Source organism: Bradyrhizobium sp. Rc3b (genome assembly GCF_900114915.1).
In the GTDB taxonomy this organism is placed as follows: domain Bacteria; phylum Pseudomonadota; class Alphaproteobacteria; order Rhizobiales; family Xanthobacteraceae; genus Bradyrhizobium.
The window spans coordinates 248,589-274,117 of record NZ_FOUS01000001.1 but is presented as its reverse complement, the minus strand read 5'-3'; the positions used below and the strand labels follow the sequence as shown (position 1 = coordinate 274,117).

General features: G+C 65.1%; 21 protein-coding genes. 14 read left to right on the top strand and 7 right to left on the bottom strand.

All coding sequences use genetic code 11. The annotated features are described in order from the left end of the window. The first annotated feature begins 212 nt into the window (after positions 1 to 212). The 7 genes from gyrB (at position 213) to BM190_RS01290 (ending at position 8,259) form a co-directional block, all read left to right on the top strand. Positions 213 to 2,648, top strand: a complete 2,436-nt coding sequence (gyrB, locus tag BM190_RS01320; RefSeq protein WP_018319458.1) for a DNA topoisomerase (ATP-hydrolyzing) subunit B — start codon at positions 213 to 215, stop codon at positions 2,646 to 2,648. A 249-nt stretch (positions 2,649 to 2,897) separates the two neighbouring features. Then, entirely contained in the window at positions 2,898 to 3,536 is a 639-nt protein-coding gene (locus tag BM190_RS01315) for a phospholipid scramblase-related protein (protein ID WP_092251523.1), read from the top strand. Between the two features lie 83 nt (positions 3,537 to 3,619). Beyond that, positions 3,620 to 4,087: an inner membrane protein YidI gene (yidI, locus tag BM190_RS01310; RefSeq protein ID WP_018319455.1), complete on the top strand. Its 468-nt coding sequence runs from the start codon at positions 3,620 to 3,622 to the stop codon at positions 4,085 to 4,087. A 134-nt stretch (positions 4,088 to 4,221) separates the two neighbouring features. Next, positions 4,222 to 5,517 (top strand): UDP-N-acetylglucosamine 1-carboxyvinyltransferase, encoded by a 1,296-nt coding sequence (gene murA, locus BM190_RS01305; protein WP_092251522.1) that lies wholly within the window; start codon positions 4,222 to 4,224, stop codon positions 5,515 to 5,517. Between the two features lie 203 nt (positions 5,518 to 5,720). Then, complete coding sequence (locus BM190_RS01300) at positions 5,721 to 7,115, top strand: MATE family efflux transporter (RefSeq protein ID WP_092251520.1); 1,395 nt, start codon at positions 5,721 to 5,723, stop codon at positions 7,113 to 7,115. Then, a complete protein-coding gene (locus BM190_RS01295) occupies positions 7,112 to 7,600 on the top strand; it encodes a DUF2867 domain-containing protein (protein ID WP_018319452.1) in 489 nt (162 codons plus the stop codon). Before BM190_RS01300 ends, BM190_RS01295 begins: the two co-directional genes overlap by 4 nt. Then, a complete protein-coding gene (locus BM190_RS01290; protein ID WP_092251518.1) occupies positions 7,597 to 8,259 on the top strand; it encodes a 2-hydroxychromene-2-carboxylate isomerase in 663 nt (220 codons plus the stop codon). The genes BM190_RS01295 and BM190_RS01290 overlap by 4 nt, the downstream gene beginning before the upstream one ends. Positions 8,260 to 8,275: 16 nt before the next feature. Here the strand turns inward: BM190_RS01290 and BM190_RS01285 are convergent, their stop codons facing one another. Both BM190_RS01285 and BM190_RS01280 read right to left on the bottom strand, forming a co-directional pair. Then, positions 8,276 to 8,770 (bottom strand): septal ring lytic transglycosylase RlpA family protein, encoded by a 495-nt coding sequence (locus BM190_RS01285; RefSeq protein WP_018319450.1) that lies wholly within the window; start codon positions 8,768 to 8,770, stop codon positions 8,276 to 8,278. A 316-nt stretch (positions 8,771 to 9,086) separates the two neighbouring features. Beyond that, on the bottom strand, positions 9,087 to 10,202 hold the full coding sequence (locus BM190_RS01280) for an FUSC family protein (protein WP_092251516.1): 1,116 nt from the start codon (positions 10,200 to 10,202) through the stop codon (positions 9,087 to 9,089). A gap of 118 nt (positions 10,203 to 10,320) precedes the next feature. Here BM190_RS01280 and BM190_RS01275 point away from each other — a divergent pair, with 118 nt between their 5' ends. Next, the gene (locus BM190_RS01275; RefSeq protein WP_092251514.1) at positions 10,321 to 11,688 is read left to right on the top strand and encodes an MmgE/PrpD family protein; all 1,368 of its coding nucleotides are present in this window, start codon (positions 10,321 to 10,323) and stop codon (positions 11,686 to 11,688) included. Between the two features lie 194 nt (positions 11,689 to 11,882). Here BM190_RS01275 and BM190_RS01270 read toward each other — a convergent pair whose 3' ends face one another. Next, entirely contained in the window at positions 11,883 to 13,310 is a 1,428-nt protein-coding gene (locus tag BM190_RS01270) for a serine hydrolase domain-containing protein (protein ID WP_092251512.1), read from the bottom strand. 146 nt (positions 13,311 to 13,456) lie between these two features. Next, positions 13,457 to 14,518: a helix-turn-helix domain-containing protein gene (locus BM190_RS01265; RefSeq protein WP_092251511.1), complete on the bottom strand. Its 1,062-nt coding sequence runs from the start codon at positions 14,516 to 14,518 to the stop codon at positions 13,457 to 13,459. Between the two features lie 340 nt (positions 14,519 to 14,858). On the opposite strand from BM190_RS01265, the gene BM190_RS01260 reads away from it, so the two are divergent. From BM190_RS01260 to BM190_RS01245, 3 genes are all read left to right on the top strand, one after another. After that, positions 14,859 to 15,776, top strand: a complete 918-nt coding sequence (locus BM190_RS01260) for a pirin family protein (protein WP_018319445.1) — start codon at positions 14,859 to 14,861, stop codon at positions 15,774 to 15,776. 78 nt (positions 15,777 to 15,854) lie between these two features. Then, positions 15,855 to 16,769, top strand: coding sequence for a phosphoribosylaminoimidazolesuccinocarboxamide synthase (locus tag BM190_RS01255; RefSeq protein ID WP_092251509.1), 915 nt, complete (start codon positions 15,855 to 15,857; stop codon positions 16,767 to 16,769). 255 nt (positions 16,770 to 17,024) lie between these two features. Next, on the top strand, positions 17,025 to 17,300 hold the full coding sequence (locus BM190_RS01245) for a hypothetical protein (protein ID WP_092251505.1): 276 nt from the start codon (positions 17,025 to 17,027) through the stop codon (positions 17,298 to 17,300). Between the two features lie 52 nt (positions 17,301 to 17,352). Here BM190_RS01245 and BM190_RS01240 read toward each other — a convergent pair whose 3' ends face one another. Together BM190_RS01240 and BM190_RS01235 are read right to left on the bottom strand one after the other, a co-directional pair. Further along, positions 17,353 to 18,846: an NAD-dependent succinate-semialdehyde dehydrogenase gene (locus BM190_RS01240; protein ID WP_092251503.1), complete on the bottom strand. Its 1,494-nt coding sequence runs from the start codon at positions 18,844 to 18,846 to the stop codon at positions 17,353 to 17,355. A gap of 119 nt (positions 18,847 to 18,965) precedes the next feature. Then, positions 18,966 to 19,286 carry a hypothetical protein gene (locus tag BM190_RS01235; protein ID WP_018319440.1) on the bottom strand — a complete coding sequence of 107 codons (321 nt, stop codon included), beginning with the start codon at positions 19,284 to 19,286 and terminating at the stop codon, positions 18,966 to 18,968. Positions 19,287 to 19,633: 347 nt separating this feature from the next. On the opposite strand from BM190_RS01235, the gene BM190_RS01230 reads away from it, so the two are divergent. After that, positions 19,634 to 20,827, top strand: coding sequence for a serine hydrolase domain-containing protein (locus BM190_RS01230; RefSeq protein WP_092251501.1), 1,194 nt, complete (start codon positions 19,634 to 19,636; stop codon positions 20,825 to 20,827). Between the two features lie 119 nt (positions 20,828 to 20,946). Then, positions 20,947 to 22,641, top strand: coding sequence for an AMP-binding protein (locus tag BM190_RS01225; protein WP_092251924.1), 1,695 nt, complete (start codon positions 20,947 to 20,949; stop codon positions 22,639 to 22,641). A 153-nt stretch (positions 22,642 to 22,794) separates the two neighbouring features. Here BM190_RS01225 and BM190_RS01220 read toward each other — a convergent pair whose 3' ends face one another. After that, positions 22,795 to 23,796: an adenosine kinase gene (locus BM190_RS01220; protein WP_092251499.1), complete on the bottom strand. Its 1,002-nt coding sequence runs from the start codon at positions 23,794 to 23,796 to the stop codon at positions 22,795 to 22,797. Between the two features lie 125 nt (positions 23,797 to 23,921). Between BM190_RS01220 and murJ the strand changes: the two genes are divergently transcribed. Further along, complete coding sequence (gene murJ / locus BM190_RS01215) at positions 23,922 to 25,454, top strand: murein biosynthesis integral membrane protein MurJ (protein ID WP_092251923.1); 1,533 nt, start codon at positions 23,922 to 23,924, stop codon at positions 25,452 to 25,454. Positions 25,455 to 25,529 lie beyond the last annotated feature (75 nt).

The following is a 25,529-nucleotide window of genomic DNA, read 5'->3' as shown; positions in this document are numbered from 1 at the left end:
TCAGCGGGCCCAAAAGAGGCCTCGAATCGGGCTTTTGGCCAGCCTCGGAATCGGCCTTCGAACGCCTTGAAAACCGGCCTAAAAACCCCATTTAGTCAAAGGGTTGACGGAAGATACTTTGCGCTAGGCGCAGGCCCTCTTTCGTGGCACAAATAGCTCGCAAATCAGCGCCTTTTGCGCCGCTGATTCGGGCGACATCTCGAAGGCCTCTCATGACAGAACCTGCTCGGCAGCCCGCTGCCGAAAACGAGCCCTCCACCGCGAGCGATTACGGCGCGGAATCGATCCGCGTGCTCAAGGGTCTCGATGCCGTCCGCAAGCGCCCGGGCATGTATATCGGCGACACCGACGACGGCTCCGGCCTGCACCACATGGTCTACGAAGTCGTCGACAACGCGATCGACGAGGCGCTGGCGGGCCACGCCACGCGTGTCGACGTCGTGCTCAATGCCGACAATTCCGTCACCGTGCGCGACGACGGCCGCGGCATTCCCGTCGACATCCACAAGGGCGAAGGCATCTCGGCGGCCGAGGTCATCATGACCCAGCTGCACGCCGGCGGAAAGTTCGACCAGAACTCCTACAAGGTCTCCGGCGGCCTGCACGGCGTCGGCGTCTCCGTCGTCAACGCGCTGTCGAGCAAGCTCGGCTTGCGCATCTGGCGCGACAACAAGGAGCACTACATCGAGTTCGCCCATGGCGATGCCGTCGCACCGCTGGTGGTGGTCGGCGACGCGCCGGGCAAACGCGGCACCGAGGTGACGTTCCTCGCCTCGACCGAGACCTTCAAGAACATCGAATATGATTTCGCCACGCTCGAGCATCGGCTGCGCGAGCTCGCCTTTCTCAATTCCGGCGTCAACATCGCCCTCTCCGACATGCGTCACGCGGTCGAGAAGCGCGAGGAGATGCACTATTCCGGCGGCGTCGAGGAATTCGTCAAATATCTCGACCGCAACAAGAAGGCGATCGTGCCGGCGCCGATCATGGTGCGCGCGGAAGCCAACGGCATCGGCGTCGAGGCGGCGTTGTGGTGGAACGACAGCTACCACGAGAACGTGCTGTGCTTCACCAACAACATCCCGCAGCGGGACGGCGGCACCCATCTGGCCGGCTTCCGCGGCGCGCTGACGCGCCAGGTCAACGGCTATGCCGAGGCCAATGCGAAAAAGGAAAAGATCGCGCTGACCGGCGACGATTGCCGCGAAGGCCTCACCGCCGTGCTGTCGGTGAAGGTGCCCGATCCGAAATTCTCGTCGCAGACCAAGGACAAGCTGGTGTCCTCGGAAGTGCGTCCCGTGGTCGAGAACGTCCTCAACGAGGCGCTCCAGGCCTGGTTCGAGGAGCATCCGAGCGAAGCCAAGATGATCGTCGGCAAGGTGATCCAGGCCGCCGCCGCGCGTGAGGCCGCGCGAAAAGCCCGCGAGCTGACGCGCAAGAGCCCGCTCTCGGTCTCCTCGCTGCCCGGCAAGCTCGCCGACTGCCAGGAGAAGGATCCGGCCAAATCCGAACTCTTCATCGTCGAGGGTGACTCGGCAGGCGGCAGCGCCAAGCAGGGCCGCAACCGCGAATTCCAGGCGGTACTGCCGCTGCGCGGCAAGATCCTCAACGTCGAACGCGTCCGTCCCGACAAGATGCTGTCGTCGGAGCAGATCGGCACGCTGATCACCGCGCTCGGCACCGGCATCAGCGACGAATTCTCGGTCGAGAAGCTGCGCTACCACAAGATCATCGTGATGACGGACGCCGACGTCGACGGCGCCCACATCCGCACGCTGCTGCTGACCTTCTTCTACCGGCAGATGCGCGACATCATCGACGGCGGCTATCTCTATATCGCCCAGCCGCCGCTCTATAAGGTTTCCCGCGGCAAGTCCGAGCAGTATCTGAAGGACGAACGGGCGCTGGAAGACTATCTGATCGACGCCGGCTTGGATGACTGCGTCTACATTCCCGGTACCGGCGGCGACCGCACCGGCCGCGATTTGCGCTCACTGGTCGAGGACGCGCGCGTGGTCCGCAGCATCCTGCGCAACCTGCATAGCCGCTATAACCGCAAGGTGATCGAGCAGGCCGCCATCACCGGCGTGCTGAACAAATCGATCTACGGCAATCCCGAGAACGCCGCGGCCGCCGCCCAATACATCGCGAGCCGGCTGGACAATCAGGCCGAAGAGGTCGAGCGCGGCTGGATCGGGCAATACGTGGAAGGCCAGGGCTTCCTGTTCGAGCGCACCGTGCGCGGCGTCAAGGAAGCCGCTGTGATCGACGATGCCTTCCTGGGCTCGGCCGAAGCCCGCAAGCTCGACGAGTACACGACGAAGCTGCAGGACGTCTACGCCCGCTCCGGCAAGCTGCGTCGCAAGGATACCGAGCACATGGTCCATGGCCCGGTCGACCTGTTCGAGGCGGTGACCGAGGCCGGCCGCAAGGGCATCTCGCTGCAGCGCTACAAAGGTCTCGGCGAGATGAACCCGGAGCAGCTCTGGGAGACGACGCTGGACACCGACGTGCGCTCGCTGCTGCAGGTGAAGGTCAAGGAGGTCGACGAGGCCGACGACATCTTCACCAAGCTGATGGGCGACGTGGTCGAACCGCGCCGCGACTTCATCCAGGAACATTCGCTCAGCGCGACGATCGATATCTGAGGTTTGCTTCGCCTCTCCCGCTTGCGGGAGAGGCCGACGCGCTCGCAGAGCGCGGCGGGTGAGGGCATTCTCCTCGCGGGGATACTCTCGGTAAATTCAACAATCCCGATGCGGAGACACCCCCACCCCAGCCCTCCCCCGCAAGCGGGAGAGGGGGCGCACCACCTTCACCGCAACACCATCACCTGAACCTCCCCACCTGCCATCGCGACAAAATGACGTAGCCGGCACTGGAAGAGGTCCGAACGAATGTTGTCGACTTTAGCTGGCCAGCGCCAAATGTTCGTGCAGCAGGCCTTCGAATTGGCCGAGCTCTTCGGTTTGGAAACCCGCAATAAGTACCGCATCTGCGATCAAAATGGTCGCGATCTGCTCTATGCGGCTGAACAGCAAAAGGGACTTCTCGGCTTCTTGGGGCGCCAAGTATTTGGACATTGGCGCTCTTTCGAGATCCATTTTTTCGACAACACCCGACAGCCGGTCATGCGCGGGGTTCATCCCTTCCGCTGGTTCTTTCAGTGTCTGGAACTGCATTCGCGCGACGGCCGGCTCATCGGAACGATCGAGCGTCAGTTTACGATTCTCACCAAGACATTCCATGTGATCGATGCGCAGGGGAGAGTGGTGCTCGAGGTCAGTTCGCCATTTTGGCGCGTGTGGACGTTCCCGTTCATGCGTGGAGCGAACGAGCACGCGCGCGTCGCGAAAAAATGGTCCGGCCTTGCCTCCGAACTGTTTACGGACCGCGATAGTTTTCTCGTGGAATATCTAGACCCCGGTCTGACGGAAGATGAGCGAGCGCTGGTTCTTGCCGCTGCGATTTACATCGATCTGATGTATTTCGAAGTCAAAGGCGAGGGCGGCGTCATCAACTTGTTCCGCAATTGAAGCGCGGCGGACCTCTCTCGCTTGTCCACCGCAGCTCCCTGAACCGACCCACAAGGCCAATTCCGGCCGGGAAGTGTCACGCCATGACCGCCTCTGCAACGACCAGTTCCGCCGCGCCATCCCGCCGTCTCGGCGTGATCGGTAGCATCGTCGGCGTGCTGGCGCTGATCGCGGCCGTGTTGCCGCATTGGGTCATACCTGCGATCTACCCGCCACCGCCGGCGGACAAAGTGATCGTCGACACCGGCCATCGACTGAAGGATCGCCTGATCGCACGCGTCAAGGGCGTCGAGTACCAAGCCCCGCCGCGGGAGAAGTCGACGGGGAGCCAATTGAGGGAGGCGTCCTCGATCGCTGCGATCTCGCTCGGCCTGCTTGCCATCCTGCTCTCGGTCCTCGCGCTGGTGTTTCGCGAAGAGCGGCTGCTGGCCGGCGTCGCGGCCGCGCTTGGGGCCGGCGCCATTGCCGTCGAAATCTCCTTCCTGGCCATGGGCGTGCTGATGCTGATCGTCATCCTTTATGTGGTGGCGAATGTTATCGGTCTGTTCTAAACGCGGGTCCGACGGGTTTCCTCGGCCGCCGAGTGGCCTTCCGCCGCAACAAGTGCGGAATTGCTCCCCTGCTCAATTCTTTGTAGTTTCCGCCCGAAACAGGCCCGCCCACCCAACAAGACAGCGAGAACCCCGTGGCGCCCATCCAATACATCGTCGAGGGCGGTCACCGGCTCTCGGGCTCGATCGAGCCGTCCGGCAACAAGAATTCGGCGCTGCCGATCATCGCCGCGGCGCTGCTCACCGAGCATCCGGTGACGCTGGAGAACGTGCCACGGATCCGCGACACCGAGACGCTGGTCGAGCTGATCCGCTCGGTCGGCGCGGCGGCGGAATGGACCGGGCGCAACACGCTTCACATCCATGCCAAGAGCATCCGCGCTGCCGATCTCGACCCTGAGCTGTGCGTGCGCATCCGCGCCTCGATCCTGCTCGCGGGCCCCCTGCTGGCGCGCTGCGGCGAGGTGATGCTGCCGCCGCCCGGCGGCGACGTCATCGGCCGCCGCCGCCTGGACACCCATGTGCTGGCGCTGGAGCAGCTCGGCGCCAGGGTCACCGCGACCGACCGGCTCGAATTCCGCGCGCCCAAGCTTGCCGGCGCGGACGTGTTCCTGGACGAGCCGAGCGTCACCGCGACGGAGAACGCGCTGGTGGCGGCCGTCGCCGCCGACGGCGTCACCCATTTGCGCAACGCGGCCTCCGAGCCGCATGTGCAGGATCTCGCCAACTTCCTGGTCGCGCTCGGTGCGAAGATCGAGGGCATCGGCACCAACACCATGATCATTCATGGGCCCGCAACGCTGGGAGAAGCGACCTATCGGATCCAGCCCGACCATATCGAGGTCGGCTCGTTGATCGGGCTTGCCGCCGTGACGCGCTCGCCGCTTCGCATCACGCGCGCCGGCGTCGAGCATCTGCGCTCGATCCGCATGGGTTTCGAGCGGCTCGGCATCGTCTGCCGCGTCGAGGGCGACGATCTGATCGTGCCGGCGAACCAGACGCTGAAGATCCAGGACGATTTCGGCGGCCACGTGCCGAAGCTGGAAGACCAGCCCTGGCCGGCCTTCCCGGCCGATCTGATGTCGATCGCGATCGTCACCGCCACGCAATGCGAGGGCGTGATCCTGATGTTCGAGAAGATGTTCGAATCCAGGATGTTCTTCGTCGACAAGCTGATCGCAATGGGCGCGCGCATCGTGCTGTGCGACCCGCACCGCGCCATCATCGCAGGGCCCAGCCGCCTCCACGGCGCGACAATGACCTCACCCGACATCCGCGCCGGCATGGCGATGCTGCTGGCCGCGGTGTGCGCCCAGGGCACCTCCACCATCAACAACGCCGACCAGATCGAGCGCGGCTATGAGCGCATCGAGGAACGGCTGAACGCGCTGGGCGCGAAGATCACGCGCGTGCCGGAGCGGAAGGGCTGAGGCTCGCCCTCATCCCAACCACAGTATCGTAGGGTGGGCAAAGCGAAGCGTGCCCACGCTTCTGTTGCAATATTGACGAGGTGGTGGGCACGGGCGCAAACGCGCCTTTGCCCACCCTACGAGACCGAGCTAGCGGATAGAGCACCTCACCTCTCGTTCTCACGGGCCATGTTTTCGTCGCGCGGCCGTGCTAATGAGCCGCAATGCTCGACACCGTGCAACATCGATCGCAGCCGCAAGCCGGCGTGCCGCAAAACCATCTCGCCGAAGAATTCGTCGAGACGCTGCGGCTGGCCGTGCCGATGATGCTGACGCAGCTCGGGCAGATCGCGATGATCACGACCGATCTCGCGCTGATCGGACGGCTTGGCGAGGATGCGGTAGCCGCGGCGGCGCTGGCGCACACCGTTTATTTCGTCAGCTTCACCTTCGGGCTCGGATTGATGGCTGCGGTGTCGCCCCTGGCCGCGCAGGCATTCGGCGCCGGAGACGTCAGGCTGATCCGCCGCTCCTTGCGCGTCGGCCTGTGGGTCGCGCTGCTGATCTCGCTGCCGATGATGGCCTCGCCGCTCTATGGCGAGCGGATCCTGCTCGCGCTCGGACAGGCGCCGCAATCGGCCGCCCTGGCGCAGCGCTATCTCAACGGCCTGGCCTGGGGCATCGCGCCGGCGCTCGGCTTCATCGCGCTGCGCAGCATGATGAGCGCAGTGAACCGGCCGCAGCCGCCGCTGTGGATCACGCTCGCGGCGATTCCGGTCAATGCCGCGCTGGTCTATGCCCTGATCCACGGCCTGTTCGGCCTGCCGGAGCTCGGCCTGTTCGGCGCCGGACTTGCGACCACGATCGTCAATCTCGGCACGTTCATCGCCGTGCTCGCCATCGCAGGGCTGTGCAAGCCGTTTTCGGACTACCGCCCGCTCGCCCGCCTATGGCGGATCGATTGGCCCCTGATGCGCCAGCTGATTGCGATCGGCGCGCCGATCTCGTTTTCGCTGCTGCTGGAATATGGCCTGTTCTCCTCGGCGGCGCTGCTGATGGGGTTGATCTCGACCGCCGCGATTGCCGCGCATCAGATCGCGCTGCAAATCACCGCCGTGCTGTTCATGGTGCCGCTCGGCATCGGCATGGCGGCCACCGTGCGGGTCGGCCATGCCTTCGGCCGCGGCGAGCCGGCGGCGGTGAAGCGCGCCGGGCTCGTCGCCGCCGTGCTCGGCATGGCGCTCGTGTCCGCCCTGACGATCGCCATCATCCTCGGCCGCTATCAGCTGGGCCGGCTGTTCTTCGGCAGCGGCGAGGCGAGCGCGGCCACCATCGAGCTGACCGCAACGCTGCTGCTGGTCGGCGCTACCTTCTTCATCGCCGACGGCCTGCAGACCATCATGGGCGGCGCGCTGCGCGGCATCAACGATACGAGAATGACGCTGCTGTTCGCGGCAATCGGCTACTGGGGCATCGCCTTTCCCATCGCCTGGGTACTGGCCTTCAACGCCGGGCTCGGCGCGGTCGGCGTCTGGGTCGGGTTTTCGCTCGGGACGTTCGTTTATGCCGGGCTCTTGATCTTGCGCTTCCGGATGCTGACGCGCAGACTGGCGGGATGAACGGGACCGTCCGCGAAGTCACGCCCGAGGTCGATGCCATCACGCTGCTGGCAGGCGCGCAATTCGTCGACGCGTTTCGCGTCGAGATCGGCGCAGCGACGGTGAATGCCCGCGAGGCCTGCACCCGGATGGTGCTGCATGGACCGCGCTGGATCGACGTGCTGCTGCGCCTGCGCAACATTCTGGTGACGCCGTTCGGGCTGAAGACATCGGGCGAAGGCGCACCGGCTCCGCACGGATTGATCGGCCTGTTTCCGGTGGTCGACGAAACGCCCGAGCGTCTGGTCGCGGGCTTCGACGATTACCACCTCGACTTCCGCATCGTGGTCGATGTTGCAGGAGGTGCCACAAGCCGGCAGGTGACCTCGACCACGCTGGTGCGGACGCATAATCTTCTGGGCCGAACCTACCTCGCCCTCATCACACCCTTCCACAAGCTCGTCGTCCGCGCCATGATGGGGCGGATCGTGGAGCCGGCGCGATGACGCTGTCCGTCGACCTGTTCTTCTCCTTCCGCAGCCCTTTCAGCTATCTGGCGCTGCCGAAGACGCTGAAGCTCGTCGAAGACTACGATCTCGCGGTCAACCTGCGGCCGGTCTATCCGCTCGCGGTCCGCGTGCCCGGCTTCTTCAAGAAGGCCAGCCCGAACTTCATTCGCTATGTGGTGCTCGACAGCACGCGCGTGGCGCAGCACGAGGGCATTCCGTTCCGCTTTCCCCGGCCCGATCCGATCGTGCAGGACAAGACGACGTTCGATGTCGCGGCCGAGCAGCCCTACATCCACCGCCTGACCCGCCTGGGCGCCATGGCGCAGCTCGAGGGACGCTCGCTCGCATTCACCTCCGCGATCGCGCGCGTGCTGTGGGACGGCTCGGTGGCGGGCTGGAACGAAGGCGATCATCTCGCGCGCGCCGCCGAGAGCGCCGGCTTCGACCTCGCCGCGATGGATGAAGCGATCAGCGCCGACGCGGATCGCTACGAGCAGGTGATCGCCGGAAACGAGAAGGATCACGCCGCCTCCGGCCATTGGGGCGTGCCGACCTTCGTATTCGAGAACGAGCCGTTCTTCGGCCAGGACCGCATCGATCTCTTGCTCTGGCGCATGCAGGGCAAGGGGCTGACGAAGCGTCCGGGCCGACATTGACGAACACCGCCCGTGTTCAGCCCACCGGCCCCGGGGTCCAATTGTCCCCTGCAAGCGGACTCACTCTCACATCGGGAATGACCCCGAGGTCCATGCTTGGATCGAAATGGCGCATCGTCCGCTCATTGAGGTCAATGATGCGGCCAGGTCTTAGTGGCCCCACGTCATTTATCTTGACGATGACCTTCTTGCCCACGGCTTCGACGAGGGCATATTTCGGCCTCGCGCCAAATTGAACCCCACCGAATTTGCGACGCAAGCTCGTCTTGATGGCAGCCGTCCAGGCAGAGGGATCATAACGCTCGCCGGTGGCTGTCTTCGGACCGCCCTCCTCCTTGCCGGGCTTGAACGGATTGTATGTGGACGCCGCGCCAACGATCGCATCGCCGGAGGCGGCATCGACGACGTCACTTGAGTGATCCCCGCGTGTTTCACTTCGAGCAACGGCAACAGAGAAGGCGAGCGCAACCAGGGCGCCGCAAATTGCGGCGCTCGAGCGGAATAGCATCATAAGTCCTGTGATTTTTTGGATTGTCCGGTTCCAGAACCGCAAACGTGGTCAAGCGAACGCAGAAGCGTTCATGAACTTGCGCCAATCGTTTTGCGGATTCGAGCCAACCCCTGGCTACGGAACCGTCGTGGGAACCGGGGTGGTCCTCACGTCGTGTTTTTGCTTCACACCGACTAAGACAGAGATTGCGTCAGCAGCATGACCCGATGGAACCTTGCGCGCGCATCGTCTCAAGGGTCGCAGGCAGTCGATCAGAGCAAGCCGCACGACATGCGCATTGCTGTCGAAAGCCGACGTTCACGAGAACGCGCCGAACTCACTCCGCAACGCGCGCGGACTTGTCGGCCGAGGCCTCCGACCATTCGCCGACGACGCGATCGAGGTCGCAGAGATTCTGGTGCATCTGCTCCAGCGAGAAGCCGAGTGCGAAGAAGCGTTCGGCAGTGTCGCCGGGCTGACCGCGGATCAGGCCGTCGTGGCGGACGGCGGCGACCGCTTCGGCGTAGTGCTGAAGCGCGACATGGACGGGATGGATCGGCGGCGCGCCGGCGCCTTCGCGCAAGGCCGCCGCGGCCGACCGCAAGAAGCGTGCGATCACGGCCGACACTTCCGTCAGCGGAGCTGCGAGCCGCGTCTGCACCTCGATCGGCAACGGCACCACGGTGGCGCGGCCGATCATCACGACGTCATGGCGCAGGCGCAGGACGGTGCGCAACAGCGGCCCGGTGTCCGGACCGCTCGACAGCCGCGCGGCGCGCTCGCGCTCGGCTTCAGCGCCGATCGCAGTGAGACCAACCATCGCGATGCCGATCCCGTCCTGGATCCGGTGCAGCGCGTCGTTGTCGCGGCCGCGGGTGAGGCCCGCGAGCAGCTCGGTGAACGCGTCCGCGATCAGCTCGAGCAGGATCGCGGCGCTGGCACGGATCTGCCGCACCGCGCGCGAGGGCAGCACCAGGAACGAGACCAGCAATCCCGTAATGGCGCCGACCGCGACCTCGCTGACGCGATCGATCGCCGAGGTCATGGGATCGGAATGATGCATGGTCGGAACCAGGAGCACGATCACGGCGGTCACGGTGGCGGCGCTGAGGCTCGGATTGATCGCGGCGATGAAGGCGAGCGGCGCGACCGAGAGCACCAGCAGGCCGAGCAGGCCTGCCTCGCTGGAATAAGGAATCAGGATCGCGATGGCGCCGCCATAGATGGCGCCGCCGATGGTGCCGAGCATGTAGTCGCGCGTCGCTTTCAACGAGCGGCCGACGCTCATCTGGGTCACGATCAGCGAGGTCAGCACCGCCCAAAGCGGCAATAGCAGATGCAGCGCGGTGGCCAGCGCATAGGCCGCGGTCGCGGCCACCGTGACCCGGATCGCCAGCCCGAGCTGCGTCCGCCGCGACCTGATCCGCTCCCACACCTGTCCTGCGAATGCCATCGTCAGACGTCCCAATCTTCTGAGGCCAAGCAAAAGCATGGCTGATGCCCGCGGCCCCAAGGTCGCTTGAAAGGCCAAATCAGCCCGCCTAACTTGCGCGCCAAAACGAGGAAACACGATGGCCCACGAAACCGCAACGCTCGCCGCCTACGTCTTCAACCTGAAATACCAGGATATTCCGGCCGAGGTGCTGGATCGCGCCAAGGTGCTGACGCTGGACTTCCTCGGCAGCGCGATCCGGGCCAGGCGCGAGGCGGAGTCGACCCCGTCGATGCTGAAAATGCTGGTGGCGCTGGCGCTCGACACCAAGGGCGAATCCACCGTGTTCGGCGACTCCAAGACCTGGACGCCCGCGGTGGCCGCGCTGCTCAATGGCGCGCTCGGCCATTCCCTCGACTTCGACGACACCCACGCGGATTCCTCGCTGCATCCGAGCGCGCCGGTCGTTCCGGCTGCCTTCGCCGTCGGCGAGATGGTCGGCGCATCGGGCCGCGACGTGCTGACCGCGATCGTCGCGGGTTATGAGGTCTGCTGCCGGCTCGGCAACGCACTCGACCCGACCTCGCATTATGCGCGCGGCTTCCACCCGACCGCGACCGCCGGCACCTATGGCGCGGCGGCCGCCGCTGGCAAACTGTTCGGGCTGTCCGAGCAGCAGCTCATCGCCGCCTTCGGTGTCTCCGGCAGCCAAGCCGCCGGCTCGCTGCAATTCCTGGTCAACGGCGCCTGGAACAAGCGCTACCAGGTCGGCGCCGCCGCGATGAACGGCGTGATCGCCGCGACGCTAGCGCGCAACGATTTCGTCGGCGCGACGGAATCAGTTGAGGGCAAGCACGGCCTGCTCGCCGGCTACACCGACGATGCGCATCCGGACAAGGCGGTGGCCGAGCTCGGCAAGACCTACGAGACCATGAAGATCGGCGTCAAACCGTATCCGAGCTGCCGCTATACCCATGCGGCGATCGACGCGCTGATCGCGATGCGTCGCGAGCACAATCTGACGCCCGACCAGGTCAAGCGCGTCGAGATCGGTTTGCATCGGAACGGCATCACCTTGACCGGCGATGCCGCCACCAAGCGTCATCCGACCTCGATCGTCGGCGGCCAGTTCTCGATGTTCTTCACCGGCGCGCTCGCGCTCGACCAGGGTTCGTTCGGCTGGGACGACTATAACCGCCTCGGCGATGCCGCCATCGACGCGCTCGCCGACAAGTTCGACGTGGTGCAGGACGACCGGCTCGAGATCGGCCGCACCCATCCGTTCGGCGCCCGCGTCAGCATCACGACGGACGATGGTGTGCATGAGCGGCTCTATGCGGACCCGTCCGGCGAGCCGAATTCGTTCCCGGACGCGCAGGCCATGCAGCAGAAATTCCTGACGCTGGCGCGCCCCGTGCTGAACGCGCGCGCGGAGAAATTCGCGGATGCGATCATGACGCTGGAGCGATTCGACCGCGTGGCCAAGGCGACGGAGCTGGGGCGGTAGAAGCGACGGCTCTTTCCTTCCCTTCTCCCCTTGTTGTGGGAGAAGGTGGCGCGAAGCGCCGGATGAGGGGTACGTCTCCGCGCAATCAACTGCATGGGAGGCGTGCGGAGAGAGACCCCTCACCCGTCTCGCCGCTACGCGGCGAGCCACCCTCTCCCACAAGGAGAGAGGGGAAGTAGCGCCAAGCTCTACTTTCAATTCACCCCCGCCAGCTTCCCCTTCTCGCGCGTCGCGGCCACCACATCCCGCACCAGATCGAACACGCCATCGGCCCCCAGCGGCCCGTTCGGTGAGCGACCGAGCCTCACGATCACCAACTTCTCCGACGGGATCATGATCGCGTACTGCCCGATCGTGCCCTTGGCGAAGAAGGCATCGCGCGGCCAGCCGTGCGCGATGCGAAACTTTGCACCAATGCTGCCGCCCTGGTTGGTCCAGAAGCCGGCGCCGATGCCGACCCAGGCATTTGGCGTGGCCGTGGCCGAATAGGTCACCCAGCCCTCGGGCAGGATACGCTTGCCCCCGGCTACGCCGTCGTTGAGATAGAGCTGGCCGAAGCGTGCCCAGTCGCGCGCAGAGGCCAGCATTTCACCGGAGCCCTCGATCGTGCCTGAAGCGTCGAGCTGAAGCGTGACGTTGACCATGCCGAGTGGCGCGAACAATTCGCGGCGTGCGAAGCGGAGCGCATCAGCGGGCTTGCCGCCAGCGGCATCCCGCAGCAGATGCGCGAGGACGAGAAAGTTGCCGTCGTGATAATTCCACGCCGTGCCCGGCGCGGTCGCAAGCGGCGCGCGCTCGGCAAAGCTGGCCATATCGTCTTCGGCGTATTTCATGGTGTTGACCGGTTCCAGCGCGGCGCCGAGCGAGGCCTCCAGCGAGCTTCCGAGCGCAATGCCTGCGGTGTGACGCAGCAATTGATCGACGGTGATGGGATGACGCGGATCATCCGGATTTTGCCAGGCGGCGATGGGCGCGGGACCGTCGAGCTTCAACTTGCCCTGGCGCAGCAGAATGCCTGTCAGCGCTGACATCACCGACTTCGTCATGGAGAAACCGAGCAGTTGCGTCTCCGGCCCGATGCCGTCGGCATAGCGCTCGGCAATGATGCGGCCGGCCTTCATCACGACGATCGCGCGGGTGCGACGATAGGGCGGCTGCGCGGGCTCGGCGAAGGCGCGGTCGAGCGCGGCTGCCAGGCCGTCACTCTGCGGCGGCACGATCCCCGGGCCGGCGATCTCGGGGAGCAGCGCGGGCTGCCTGTCGTCAGGCGGCAACGCGACATCGGCGGTCCCCTGCCCGTGCTCGAGCGTACAACCAAGTCCCTCGCGATAGACGGCATGGCTGCGGCCGATTCCGAACAGGGACACCGTGACATCCTTGCGCGTGCGATCGACCCGAAGATCCATCGCCCAGGTGAGCAGACCCGCGCCCGGCATCGCGTCGGTGGTCTCGGCGAGGTCGCGCATGAGATCGAGGCCGGAGACGAATATCTCCGAGCAGAGCGTGTGGGCGATGAAGCCGGTCGCAACCTTCGGCGCGTCGCGGGCGCGTGCGGCGCCGAGCGCGAGGCCGGCGCAGGCGATGGTGGTGGTGAGGAGAATGATCTTGCGGCGGCGGGTCACGGACTTTCTCCGGCTTTGGGGCGAGTGCGGGAGAGCAGGCCGGAGGCTGGCGATACGCGCTCGCCGGATTTGAAAAATGACCTCGTCGAAACTGATCGAGGCTAGTCGATTTCGGAATTCTTACGTGATTTCAAAGGTCTAAAAATCTAGGCCGCATTCACCTTCAGCCGCCGATATTCCGTCGGCGTCACCCCAGTCACCGCCTTGAAAGCGCGATTGAACGGGCCGAGCGACTGGAAGCCGGCATCCATCGCGATGGTGATGACGGGGACCTCGGCCTGGGCGGGATCGGCAAGCGCCGCCTTGGCCTCCTCGATCCGGTGATTGTTCAGGAACACATTGAAGTTGCGATAACCGAGCCGCTGGTTGATCAGCCGGCGCAGCCGGTATTCCGGAATTTTCAGCCGACCCGCCAGCACGCCGATGGTGATGTTCTCCTGACGATAGATCCGCTCGTCCGCCATCAGCCGCATCAGGGCGTCGATGAGTTTTTGATCGGCGGAATCATCGGCCGCAGGCTGACTGAAAACAACCGGCGGGGCGGGCGCCACCGCGGCCGGAAACAGATCCGCTCCATCGATGCGCATCATGGTATAGACGATCGCCGCGACGGTGCAGGCGAGCACGCCGGCATTGATGGTTTCGGCGACATCGCCGACGTGGTGGCCGACGACGGCGATCTGGAGCACCGCGTTCAGCCCGCCATAAAGCGCGATTGCACAGACGACGAAGACACGAGCGCTGCGGCGGCGCTCGACCAGGTCAACCGGCCAGGAGGCGATCATCTGCCCGACTGCAAGGGCGATGAAACCGAGCACGATCAGATTGACCACCGTCACCGAGAAGCGCACATGGCCGTTGGGCGCAATCCAGACGCAGCCTGCGAAGCTGAAGGCCGTCACCAGCGCCCAGACCCATCCGTGCCACCAGCGCAGGTGAAACTCGTCGTCGAACAGGGAGCGTGTGAACAGCCAGAACACCACGATGGTGCCAGTCGACAACGCGATCAGCGGTGCATGCCAGAGCGCGATCGGCGAGGTGACATCCACCGAATAGCTCACCGCATGCGCGGCCGAGCTGAGCGCGAAGGCGGCGCCGAGGCGGGCTGCCAGCACGTTGCGAAAGTCGTGCAACAGCGACGCCGCCAGCATCAGTAGCAGCGCAACGCTGGCAGCGCGGAAGGCGAGCTCGGTTGCGGCAAGGGTCATCGGCTGGGGCGAACGGGAGTGGTCGGAACCAGCCGAACATCGTTCGTTGGCGTTATTTTTTCAAGGACCATCCTTACTCACAAACAGTCAGCGCCCGGTTTCACAGATCGTAGGGTGGGCAAAGCGAAGCGTGCCCACCGCTTCTTCTCGATCAGAGAAAGATGGTGGGCACGGCGCTAGCGCGCCTTTGCTCACCCTACGGCTGGATGCACCGCTTTCGCGGAGCATGACAGCGGAGTATGTGGAGCTATTGCCCCCGGCGACGGCCCCCGGCCTTTGTCGCGACGGCGACGTCAAATCCTGCTACGATCGCGCTCGCTTAATACGGAAGGAATCCACCATGAGCTGGCAACCCTCGAACGATCCCGTGCTCGGCGATCCCATGTCCTGCGATGCGCTCGATCTCGTCATCGTGCCGCGCACGCGCGATCTCGGCGACGGGTTCGCGGTGCGGCGTGCGCTGCCGCATGGCAAGCGGCAGATGGTCGGGCCCTTCATCTTCTTCGACCATTTCGGCCCCGTCCAGTTCGTCTCCGGCAAGGGCATGGACGTGCGGCCGCATCCGCATATCGGACTTGCCACCGTCACCTATCTGTTCGATGGCGCGATCATGCATCGCGACAGCGAGGGCAACGTCCAGGAGATCGCGCCCGGCGCGATGAACCTGATGACGGCCGGGCGCGGCATCGCGCATTCCGAGCGCACGCCCGAAGCGCAGCGCGCCTCGGGCCAGAAAATGCTGGGCCTGCAAAGCTGGATCGCGCTGCCGGCGGGATCGGAAGAGATCGCGCCGTCGTTCCAGCATTACGGCGCCGGCGATTTGCCGATGATCTCCGAGCGCGATTTCACCGCGCGGGTGATCGCAGGCACGTCGTTCGGCATCACGTCGCCTGTGGCGATGGTGTCGCCCTGGTTCTACACCGAGGTCACGGCCGCCGCCGGCGCGAGCGTGCCGCTCGATCCCGATCATGAGGAGCGCGCGATCTATATCGTCGACGGCGAGGTCGAGATCGCAAACGAGCGTTACGAGGCGCCGCGACTGCTGATCTTCCGCCCGGGCGACCGCATCACCGTGAAGGCGCTGAAAGCGACCCGGATGATGTTTCTCGGCGGCGATGCGCTGGAGGGGCCGCGCCACGTCTGGTGGAATTTCGTGTCCTCCAGCAAGGAGCGGATCGAGCAGGCCAAGCAGGACTGGAAAACCGGCCGTTTCGCGGCAGTTCCGCAGGAACATGAGTTCATTCCGCTGCCGGAATAGGCTAACCCGGTTGCCGGCCGTGCTGTCCAGTGCGGCCGGATATCCTGCCTGAAAGCCAAGTCCGCGAAAGCTTTGCCGATGACCACCATGCTCTCCAGCGACCTGCCCCTGACCAAGATCGGACGCGGCAAGGTGCGCGATATCTACGCCGTCGACGACGACCGCCTGCTGCTCGTCACCACCGACCGCATCAGCGCCTTTGACGTGGTGATGGGCGAGACCATCCCGATGAAGGGCGCGGTGCTGACGCAGATCAGCGCGTTCTGGTTCGGCAAGCTGGAAGGCGTGGTGCCGCATCATATGATCAGCGCCGATACCGACGAGATCATCGCGGCCGTGCCGGCGCTGAAACCGCACCGCGCCGAGATCCTTGGCCGCGCCATGCTGTGCAAGCGCACCACCGTATTCCCGATCGAGTGCGTGATCCGCGGCTATATCTCAGGCTCGGCCTGGAAGGAGTACGCCGCCAGCGGCACGCTCGCGGGCGAGAAGCTGAAGGCCGGCCTCGTCGAGAGCGAGAAGCTCGAGCCTTCGATCTTCAGCCCGGCGACCAAGGCCGAGACCGGCCACGACGAGAACATCACGATTGCGAAAATGCGCGAGGTCGTCGGCGACGAGGTCGCCTACACGCTGGAGAGCATGACGCGCGCGATCTACACGCTCGGCGAGGAGCTGGCGCGCGAGCAGGGCATCATCATCGCCGACACCAAGTTCGAATTCGGCCAGGACAAGGACGGCCGCATCATCCTGATCGACGAAGTCATGACGCCGGATTCCTCGCGCTTCTGGGCGGTCGATGCCTACAAGCCCGGCCAGCCGCAGGCGAGCTTCGACAAGCAGCCCCTACGCGACTATCTCGACGTCGAGCGCCGTGCCGGCCGCTGGAACGGCGACGCCCCGCCGCCGCCATTGCCGGCAAGCGTGGTGGACGCGACCAGCAAGCGCTATCTGGAGGCGTATCGGCGGGTGACGGGCACGGAGCTGAAGATCTAGGCGCGATACTGCCGCACGCCCCGCCTCCTACGTCGACCGTCATTCACACTTCGCTGTCGTCCCGGACAAGCGTAGCGCAGATCGGGAACCGTCCGACGAGCAGAGAATTCGGATTTAAGTGGAGCTCGTCCTTAGGGCGGCGCTTTGGCCCCATCTGGGCTGCGATCTCGACTCCATTGATCCAGATCAAACCGGGAGCCAACGATAAAAGGAAGCTGATCACCTCGGCTTGATACAACAACGAGGGAGGTTGCCATGAGGCTGGTCGGCATCAAGCGAACGCTACTTTTTGCAGCCGTTCTGGGCTGCGGAATTTTCGGCTCAACCGAATGGTCAAACGACGCCGGCATCGTGTTCGGCGTTTCAAGCGCCGAAGCCAGGGTCGGCCGACCGGCCACCCCAGCGAGCGTTGCCGGCGTTGCACGCCGAACCACGCGGCGCGCGGTCGTCGGTGGCGCGGCTGTGGGTGCGGCAGCCGCCGGCGCAGCATGCGTCCGCGTCTATGTGAACGGCGCCTACGTGTGCCGCTGATGCCTTCGCGCCGGCGAGTCCAAATCGCCGGCGCGGGAGCCTCGATTGCCGGTCAGATCCCAGCCATCATCACGTATTTGATCTCGACATATTCTTCCATGCCGTGACGTGAGCCCTCGCGCCCCAGGCCGCTTTCCTTGACGCCGCCGAAGGGTGCGACTTCCGTGGTGATGAGACCGGTGTTGACGCCGACCATGCCGGACTCCAGCGCTTCGGCGACGCGCCAGACGCGGCCGAGATCGCGGGAGTAGAAGTACGACGCCAGGCCAAACGGCGAGGCGTTGCACATCGCGACCACGTCGGCTTCGTCCTTGAAGCGGATCACCGGCGCGAGCGGGCCGAAGGTTTCCTCCTGCGACACCAGCGAGTCCGACTTGACGTCGGCCAGCACGGTGGGTTCGAAGAACGAGCGGCCGAGCTCGCTGCGCTTGCCGCCGGTCACGACCTTGGCGCCGCGCTTCACCGCATCAGCAATGTGGCGCTCGACCTTGTCGACCGCCTTCAGGTTGATCAGCGGGCCCTGCGTGACGCCGCTCTCGGTGCCGTCACCGATCTTCATCGCGGCGACCTTCTTCGACAGCTTCTGCACGAACTCGTCGTAGATCTTGTCCTGGGCGTAGAGGCGGTTGGCGCAGACGCAGGTCTGACCCATGTTGCGATATTTCGAGACGATGGCGCCTTCGACCGCAGCGTCGATATCGGCGTCGTCGAACACCACGAAGGGCGCATTGCCGCCGAGCTCGAGGCCAAGCCGCTTCACGCCGACGGAGGCCTGCTGGTAGAGGATCTTGCCGACGGCGGTCGAGCCGGTGAAGCCGACGAAGCGCACTGCCGGATGCTCGCACAGCACCTTGCCGATCGGCGGCGCGTCACCGGTGATGATGTTGAGCACGCCCTTGGGGATTCCGGCCTTCTCGGCAAGCACGGCGAGCGCCAGGGCCGACAGCGGCGTCTCGTTGGCGGGCTTGAGCACCACGGTGCAACCGGCGGCGAGCGCCGGGGAGACCTTGCGGGTGATCATCGAGTTCGGGAAATTCCATGGCGTGATCGCGCCGCAGACGCCGATCGGCTGCTTGATCGCGAGCAGCCGCGCGTCGGGCCGCTGCGTCGGAATGGTCTCGCCGTAGACGCGGCGGGCTTCCTCCGCGAAGAACTCGATATAGGCCGCGCCGATATCGACCTCGCCGAGCGCTTCCGAGAGCGGCTTGCCCTGCTCAGAGGTCAGGATCAGCGCGAGATCCTCGCGGTTGGCGATGATCAGCTCGAACCATTTGCGCAGGATGTTGGAGCGCTGCTTGGCGGTGTGCTTGGCCCAGGCCGGAAAGGCACGCTGAGCGGCCTCGACCGCCTTGGTGGTATCGTCGGCACCGAGCTGCGGCACTTTTGCAAGCTCGACACCGGTCGCGGGATTGTTGACGGCAAAGAGCGGCGTGCCGACCCAGGTGCCGTCGATGTAGCAGGCCTCCTTCAGGAGCGAGGGGTCTTTCAACCGGTCGCGCAGGGTGGCGGTGGCTTGCGTGGCGCGTGCGGCAGCGGGCGGGGTCATGGCGTTACTCCTCGAACGATCATTTCGGGGCGATCGGATCGGCCGGAATATAGGGACAAGCAGCGCGCAATGCACCGTCCCACAACGCACATCTGATGGGAGCTAAACCGGCAGCGGCCTTAGGCCGCGCCGCTCATATAGGTCTCGCGGCGACCGATCATGCGTTCGGCTGCGGCCTTGGCGTCGGCCTTCGACGAGGTTGCGCAGGTACGGTATTCGAGATCGGGAACGTCGGACGGGTTGCGGCGGCCAAACCAGTTCTTCGAGCCCACCGGCAGCAGCGCCAGCGCCTGCGCCAGATTGTCGACTGCACCGAAGGAATAGAGCGCGCCGGTCCCGGCGATCCGCACCTCGTAGATCCCAGGCGAGATCGGCGCCTCCAGGTTCTCGCCCCGTCCGGGACGGGGATAGCGCTTCCATTCGCTCCAGGTCGAAATCATCTGAGGTCCCCCCTCGCGGCCGCTCGGCGACCGCCAAATTTGCATCAAGTCTTAACGTCGGCCGTCGATTGGCCGAGTGCTGAACGCCGCAACGCACAAAATGTTTCAAGTGCTTCAAACACAGGAATCATATCGCCAGCGCCCATTCACGGTCACGGCGAGATGCGGTCATCCACCGCAGATTGTGACGGAGTGTTGCCGTTCGGCCTGCTTGTCGTCCTGCGTGGGGCACGGACCGTCAAGTCACGACATCGCGACCGAAGCGGGCATCTGGACGCGCTTGCCGCGCGGAGCGTGCGGGAGGACAATCGATTACTGCCAACAATAATCAAACTCGAGGAAACGCCATGCAAAGCAGAGCTGAGATCGACGAGATTCTGCGTCAGAAGAGCGACGCCAAGGAGATCCCCGGCGTCGTCGCCATCGCCGCCAGCGGTAACGACGTGCTGTATCAGGGCTCGTTCGGCAAGCGCGACCTGTCCAAGCCCGACGCGATGACAGCGGACAGCGTGTTCTGGATCGCCTCGATGACGAAGGCGGTGACATCGGCGGGCGCGATGCAGCTGGTCGAGCAGGGCAAACTGTCGCTGGACGCGCCGATCGGCGACGTGCTGCCCGATCTCGCCAATCCGCAAGTGCTCGAGGGCTTCGATGCCAAGGGCGAGGCGAAGCTACGGCCGGCCAAGGGGCCGATCACGCTGCGCCAGCTGATGACCCACACCGCCGGCTTCTGCTACAACATGTGGAACGGCGATCTGGCGGTCTATCTCGACAAGAACGGCATTCCCGCGATCACCACCTGCCAGAACGCGGCGCTGAAGACGCCTGTCATGACCGATCCCGGCACGCGCTGGGAATACGGCACCAACATCGATTTCGTCGGCAAGGCCGTGGAAGCCGTCAGCGGCAAGCGGCTGGACGCCTACCTGCGCGACAATCTTTTCGCGCCGCTCGGCATGAGCGACACGGCGTTCAAGATCACCGACAGCATGCGCAAGCGCCTCGTCGGCATGCACGCGCGCGGCGAGGACGGGCAGCTCGCATCGATCCCGTTCGAGCTCGAGCAGAATCCGGAATTCCACATGGGTGGCGGCGGCCTCTATTCGACCGCAGCCGACTACATCAAATTCACCCAGATGATCCTGAACAAGGGGAGCGGCAACGGCAACCAGGTGCTGAAGGCCGATACGATCGCCATGATGAGCCAGAACCAGATGGGCGATCTCAACATGACCAAGATGACGACGGCGGCGCCCATGTACACCAACGACGTCGATCTCTATCCGGAGCAGGTCAAGAAGTGGGGCCTCAGCTTCATGATCAACACCGCCAAGACGGCTGAAGGCCGCAGCGCCGGCAGCCTCGCCTGGGCGGGCCTTGCCAACACTTATTACTGGATCGACCCGGCGCGTGACGTCACCGGGGTGATCCTGATGCAGCTGCTGCCGTTCGCGGATGGAAAGTGCCTGGAGACATTCGCGGGCTTCGAGCGCGGGGTGTACGCCGGGCTCGATGCGGGGAGCGGGCAGAAGGCGGCCTAGCCACTTAGTATGAGGTGCGCGGCGTCGCGCGCCTTCGCCGCAATCGATAACCTCGTGCCCAAGGCCATCGGCTTCAGGCACGAGGCACCAGCTTTGAGGAGACGAACTTGGCGGACGATCTGGCACATAAAGCCGACAGCTACGTTTGCGGCATCTCGGACACGCCGCTGCTCGGCGACACCATTGGCCGCAGCCTCGACCGCGCCGTGCGGCGCTGGGGCGATCGCGAGGCGCTGGTCTCGCCCAGCCACGGCGTCAGATGGACCTGGAGAGAATTCGCCGAGCGGGTCGATGCGCTCGCCGCCGGCTTTCTCGCGCTCGGGCTCGAACGCGGGGAGCGGATCGGCATCTGGTCGCTGAACCGGCCGGAATGGACGCTGACCCAATTCGCCGCCGCCAAAGCCGGCCTGATCCTTGTGACGATCAATCCGGCCTACCGCCTCAGCGAGCTCGAATTCGCCCTGAAGAAGGTCGGCTGCGCTGCAATCGTCACGGCAACCGCGTTCAAGACCAGCAACTACATGGACATGCTCAACACGCTGTTGCCGGAGCTGGCGGGCGCAAAGCCCGGACAGCTGCAGGCGGCGCGATTGCCGGCCTTGCGGATGGTGATCCAGATCGGCGGCCCGGCGGCCTCAGGCACTGTCGCGTTCGAGGAGGTCGCGCGCATGGGCCGAGCGGAGCATCGCGAAAAACTTGCCGCGCTCGGTGCTGCGCTCCAGTTCGACGACCCCGTCAACATCCAGTTCACCAGCGGCACCACGGGATCGCCAAAGGGCGTCACGCTGACCCACCACAATATCCTCAACAACGGCTATTTCACGGGACGCGCGATGCGGCTGACGGAGCAGGATCGCATCTGCATTCCGGTGCCGCTCTATCATTGCTTCGGCATGGTGATGGGCAACCTTGCCTCGGTCACGCTCGGCACCACCATGGTCTACCCGGGCGAGGGCTTTGATCCGCTCGCGACGCTGCGCGCGGTCGAGCAGGAGAAATGCACCGCGCTGTATGGCGTGCCGACCATGTTCATCGCGGAGCTCGATCACCCCGAATTCAAGAATTTCAATTTGAAATCACTGCGCACCGGCATCATGGCCGGCGCGCCCTGCCCGATCGAGGTGATGAAGCGCGTCAACACCGAGATGAACATGCGCGAGGTCACCATCGCCTATGGCATGACCGAGACCAGCCCGGTGAGCTTCCAGAGCGCGACTGACGATCCGCTCGAACGGCGCGTCTCCACGGTGGGGCGCATTCATCCACACGTCGAGGTCAAGGTCGTCGATCTCGAAGGCAAAATCGTCAAGCGGGGCGAACGCGGCGAGCTCTGCACCCGCGGCTACAGCGTCATGCTGGGCTATTGGGAGGAGAAGGAAAAAACGTCCGACGTGCTCGACGCCAATGGCTGGATGCACACCGGCGACCTCGCCACCATCGATGCCGCCGGCTATTGCAACATCGTCGGCCGCATCAAGGACATGGTGATCCGCGGCGGCGAGAACCTTTACCCGCGCGAGATCGAGGAGTTTTTATACCGTCACCCCAAGATCCAGGACGTGCAGATCTTTGGCGTCGCCGACACCCGCTACGGCGAGGAGCTCTGCGCCTGGATCCGCGTCAGGCCGGGCGAGACGCTGACGGCCGAGGAGGTCCGCGCCTTCTGCGACGGCCAGATCGCCCACAACAAGATCCCGCGGTACGTCGAGTTCGTCGATGAATTCCCGATGACGGTCACGGGCAAGATCCAGAAATTCGTGATGCGCGATGCCGTTGAGGAGCGGCTGGGACTGAAAGCGGCGAAGACAGCGTGAGGACTGAACACTTTGCCACGCAATCGCTGTCATTCCCCGCGGAGGCGGGGAATCCAGTACACTGCAGCTTCTCGATTCAATCACAACCGCCTCTGGAATACTGGATCGCCCGGTCGAGCCGGACGATGACAGCGAGGCTGGTGCGCGACTTTTCTAAACCGTCAGCCCGCGCTGCTGGGCCAGCTCCCTCAGCGACACAAGCGGACGTGCGCCGATGTGCTGGATCACTTCGGCGGCCGCGAGCGCGCCGAGCTCGCCGCACTGCTTGTGCGCGAGGTTACGTGAAAGGCCGTAGAGGAAGCCCGCTGCGAAGAGATCGCCGGCGCCGGTGGTGTCCACCAGTTTCGTGACCGGCGAGGCCGGGGCTGCGACGGCGTCGGTCGGCGTCACCACGACGCAGCCCTTCTCGCTGCGGGTGACCACGCCGAGACTGACGTCGTTGCGCAGCTGCTTCAGGGCGGTGTCGAAATCCGAGGTCATGTAGAGCGAATGCAGCTCGGATTCGTTGGCAAAGACGATGTCGACGGTGCCGTTGCGCATCAGCGCGAGAAACTCGTCGCGATAGCGATCGACGCAGAAGGAATCCGACAGCGTCAGCGCCACCTTGCGCTTGGCATCATGGGCGATCTTGGCCGCCTTGACGAAGGCGTCCTTGGCGTTCTTGGGGTCCCAGAGATAACCCTCGAGATAGACGATGCCGGCGCCGGCGATCTCCGCCGGATCGATGTCGGCGGGCGAAAGATCCTGGGCGGCGCCGAGATAGGTGTTCATGGTGCGCTCGCCGTCACCGGTGACCAGGATGTAGGAACAGCCGGTGGCGGGGCCGTCCTGCGCGGCGGGCGTGTTGAAGGCGACGCCGGCAGCGCGGATGTCATGGACATAGAGCTTGCCGATCTGGTCATCCTTGACCTTGCCGACATAGGCGGCACGTGCCCCCAAGCTGCCGATGCCGACGATGGTGTTGGCGGCAGATCCCCCCGAGACTTCCGTGGCCGGCCCCATGTCCTTGTAGATGGCGGCCGCCCGCGCCTCGTCGATCAGGGACATGCTGCCCTTGGTCATGCCATGCTTGCCCAAAAAGGCCTCGTCGGTCCTGACCAGCACGTCGAACAGCGCGTTGCCGATGCCGAGAACGTCATATTTCACGTCAGCCATTCACCTTGATCCTGTTTGGCGGATTGCGAACCCTGCGGAAATCCGCTTCCTGTCGGCCTGAAATCTGGCTCGCGGCCTATCACGACCGGGCCTGCGCGAGCAAGCAACGGTATGATAAAGAGCCGATGATCCGCTCCTTCCTGACCGTCTCGACGGGAACACTGGCCTCGCGGCTGCTGGGCTTTGCCCGCGATTCCCTGATCGCGGCGCTGCTTGGCACCGGCGCCGTGGCGGACGCATTCCTGGCTGCCTTCCAGCTGGTCAATGTGGTGCGCCGCCTGCTCAGCGAAGGCGCGCTGAACGCGGCGCTGGTCCCGGCCTGGCTGCGCATCCGTGACCGCGACGGCCCGGCGGCTGCGGCGGCGTTCGCCGGACGCGTGCTCGGCACGGTCAGTGCGGCGCTGATTGCGATCTCGCTCGTGATTGCCCTGCTGATGCCGCTGATCATGACGGTCATCGCGCCCGGCTTTCTCGGTACCGGCACGCTCGATCTCGCGGTCCAGAACGCGCGGCTGATGCTGCCTTATCTCGCCTTCGCCGGTCCCGTCACCGTGCTGATGGGCCTGCTGAATGCGCAAGGGCGATTTGCGCTCACCGCGTTCTCGCCGCTGCTGTTCAACATCGCGCTGATCGCCGCGATCGCTTTGCTCCTGGTCTGGCACGCCGACGCCGGCTTCGCCGCGTGGCTGCTGGCGGCCACCGTTGGCATCGCCGGCTTGCTGCAACTCCTGATGCTGCTGTCGCAGCGCAGTGCGCGCCTTGCCACGCCTCTGCGCGTCAGTTTCGACAAGGAGATGCGCAGCTTCTTCGCCAAGGCGATCCCCGGCATGATCGCAAGCTCGGGACCGCAATGGCTGATGGTCGCGGGCGCGATCATCGCATCGGCGACGCCGTCCGCGGTGTCCTGGCTCTATTTCGCCAACCGCCTGATCGAGCTGCCGCTCGGCATTGTCGGCGTCGCCATGGGCACCGTGCTGGTGCCGGAACTGACGCGCGCCGTGAGCGGCGGTGACCGTGATGCGGTGGCGCATGCACAATCGCGCGCGCTGGAGCTTGCGACCGGGCTGGCACTCCCCGCCACGCTCGGCCTGATCGTGCTGGCCGAGCCGATCGTGCGGCTGTTGTTCGAGCATGGCGCTTTCGGCGCCGGGGACAGCATGGCGACCGCGCACGCGCTGATGTGGCTGGCACTGGGTCTGCCGGCCCATGTGCTGATCAAGGCGCTGTCGCCGGCCTTCTATGCCCGCAGCGACACGATGACGCCGCTCAGGGCCACCGCCATAGGCATTGCGGTCGCGGTCGTGCTTGCCGTGCTGCTCGACCATTTCTTTGGCGCCAGCGGGATCGCGGCGAGCATCGCGGCCGGCGCCTGGAGCGGCGCGCTCTCGCTGCTTCGGAAGGGCACCAGGGAGTTCGGATTCTCGGTCGACACTGCTGCCCGCAACCGGCTGCCGCGGATCGTGCTCGCCGCAGCCGCCATGGGCGCCCTGCTCTGGCTGACCACGGGCCTTGTGCCTTCAGACGCGCATGGCTTCATCCGCTTCGTCGTGCTGGGCCTGCAGATCGGGGCCGGCATCGCGGTCTATGGCCTGCTGCTGCAGATCCTGGGCGCGGCCTCGTGGCGCGAGGCGGCTGCCGCCTTGAAGCGGCCCGCCTGAACGGGCTGCAATTGCGAATTGCCCTTGACGGGGCAGCGCCGCTGTTGGAAACGACGGCCGAATACCTATGGGAAG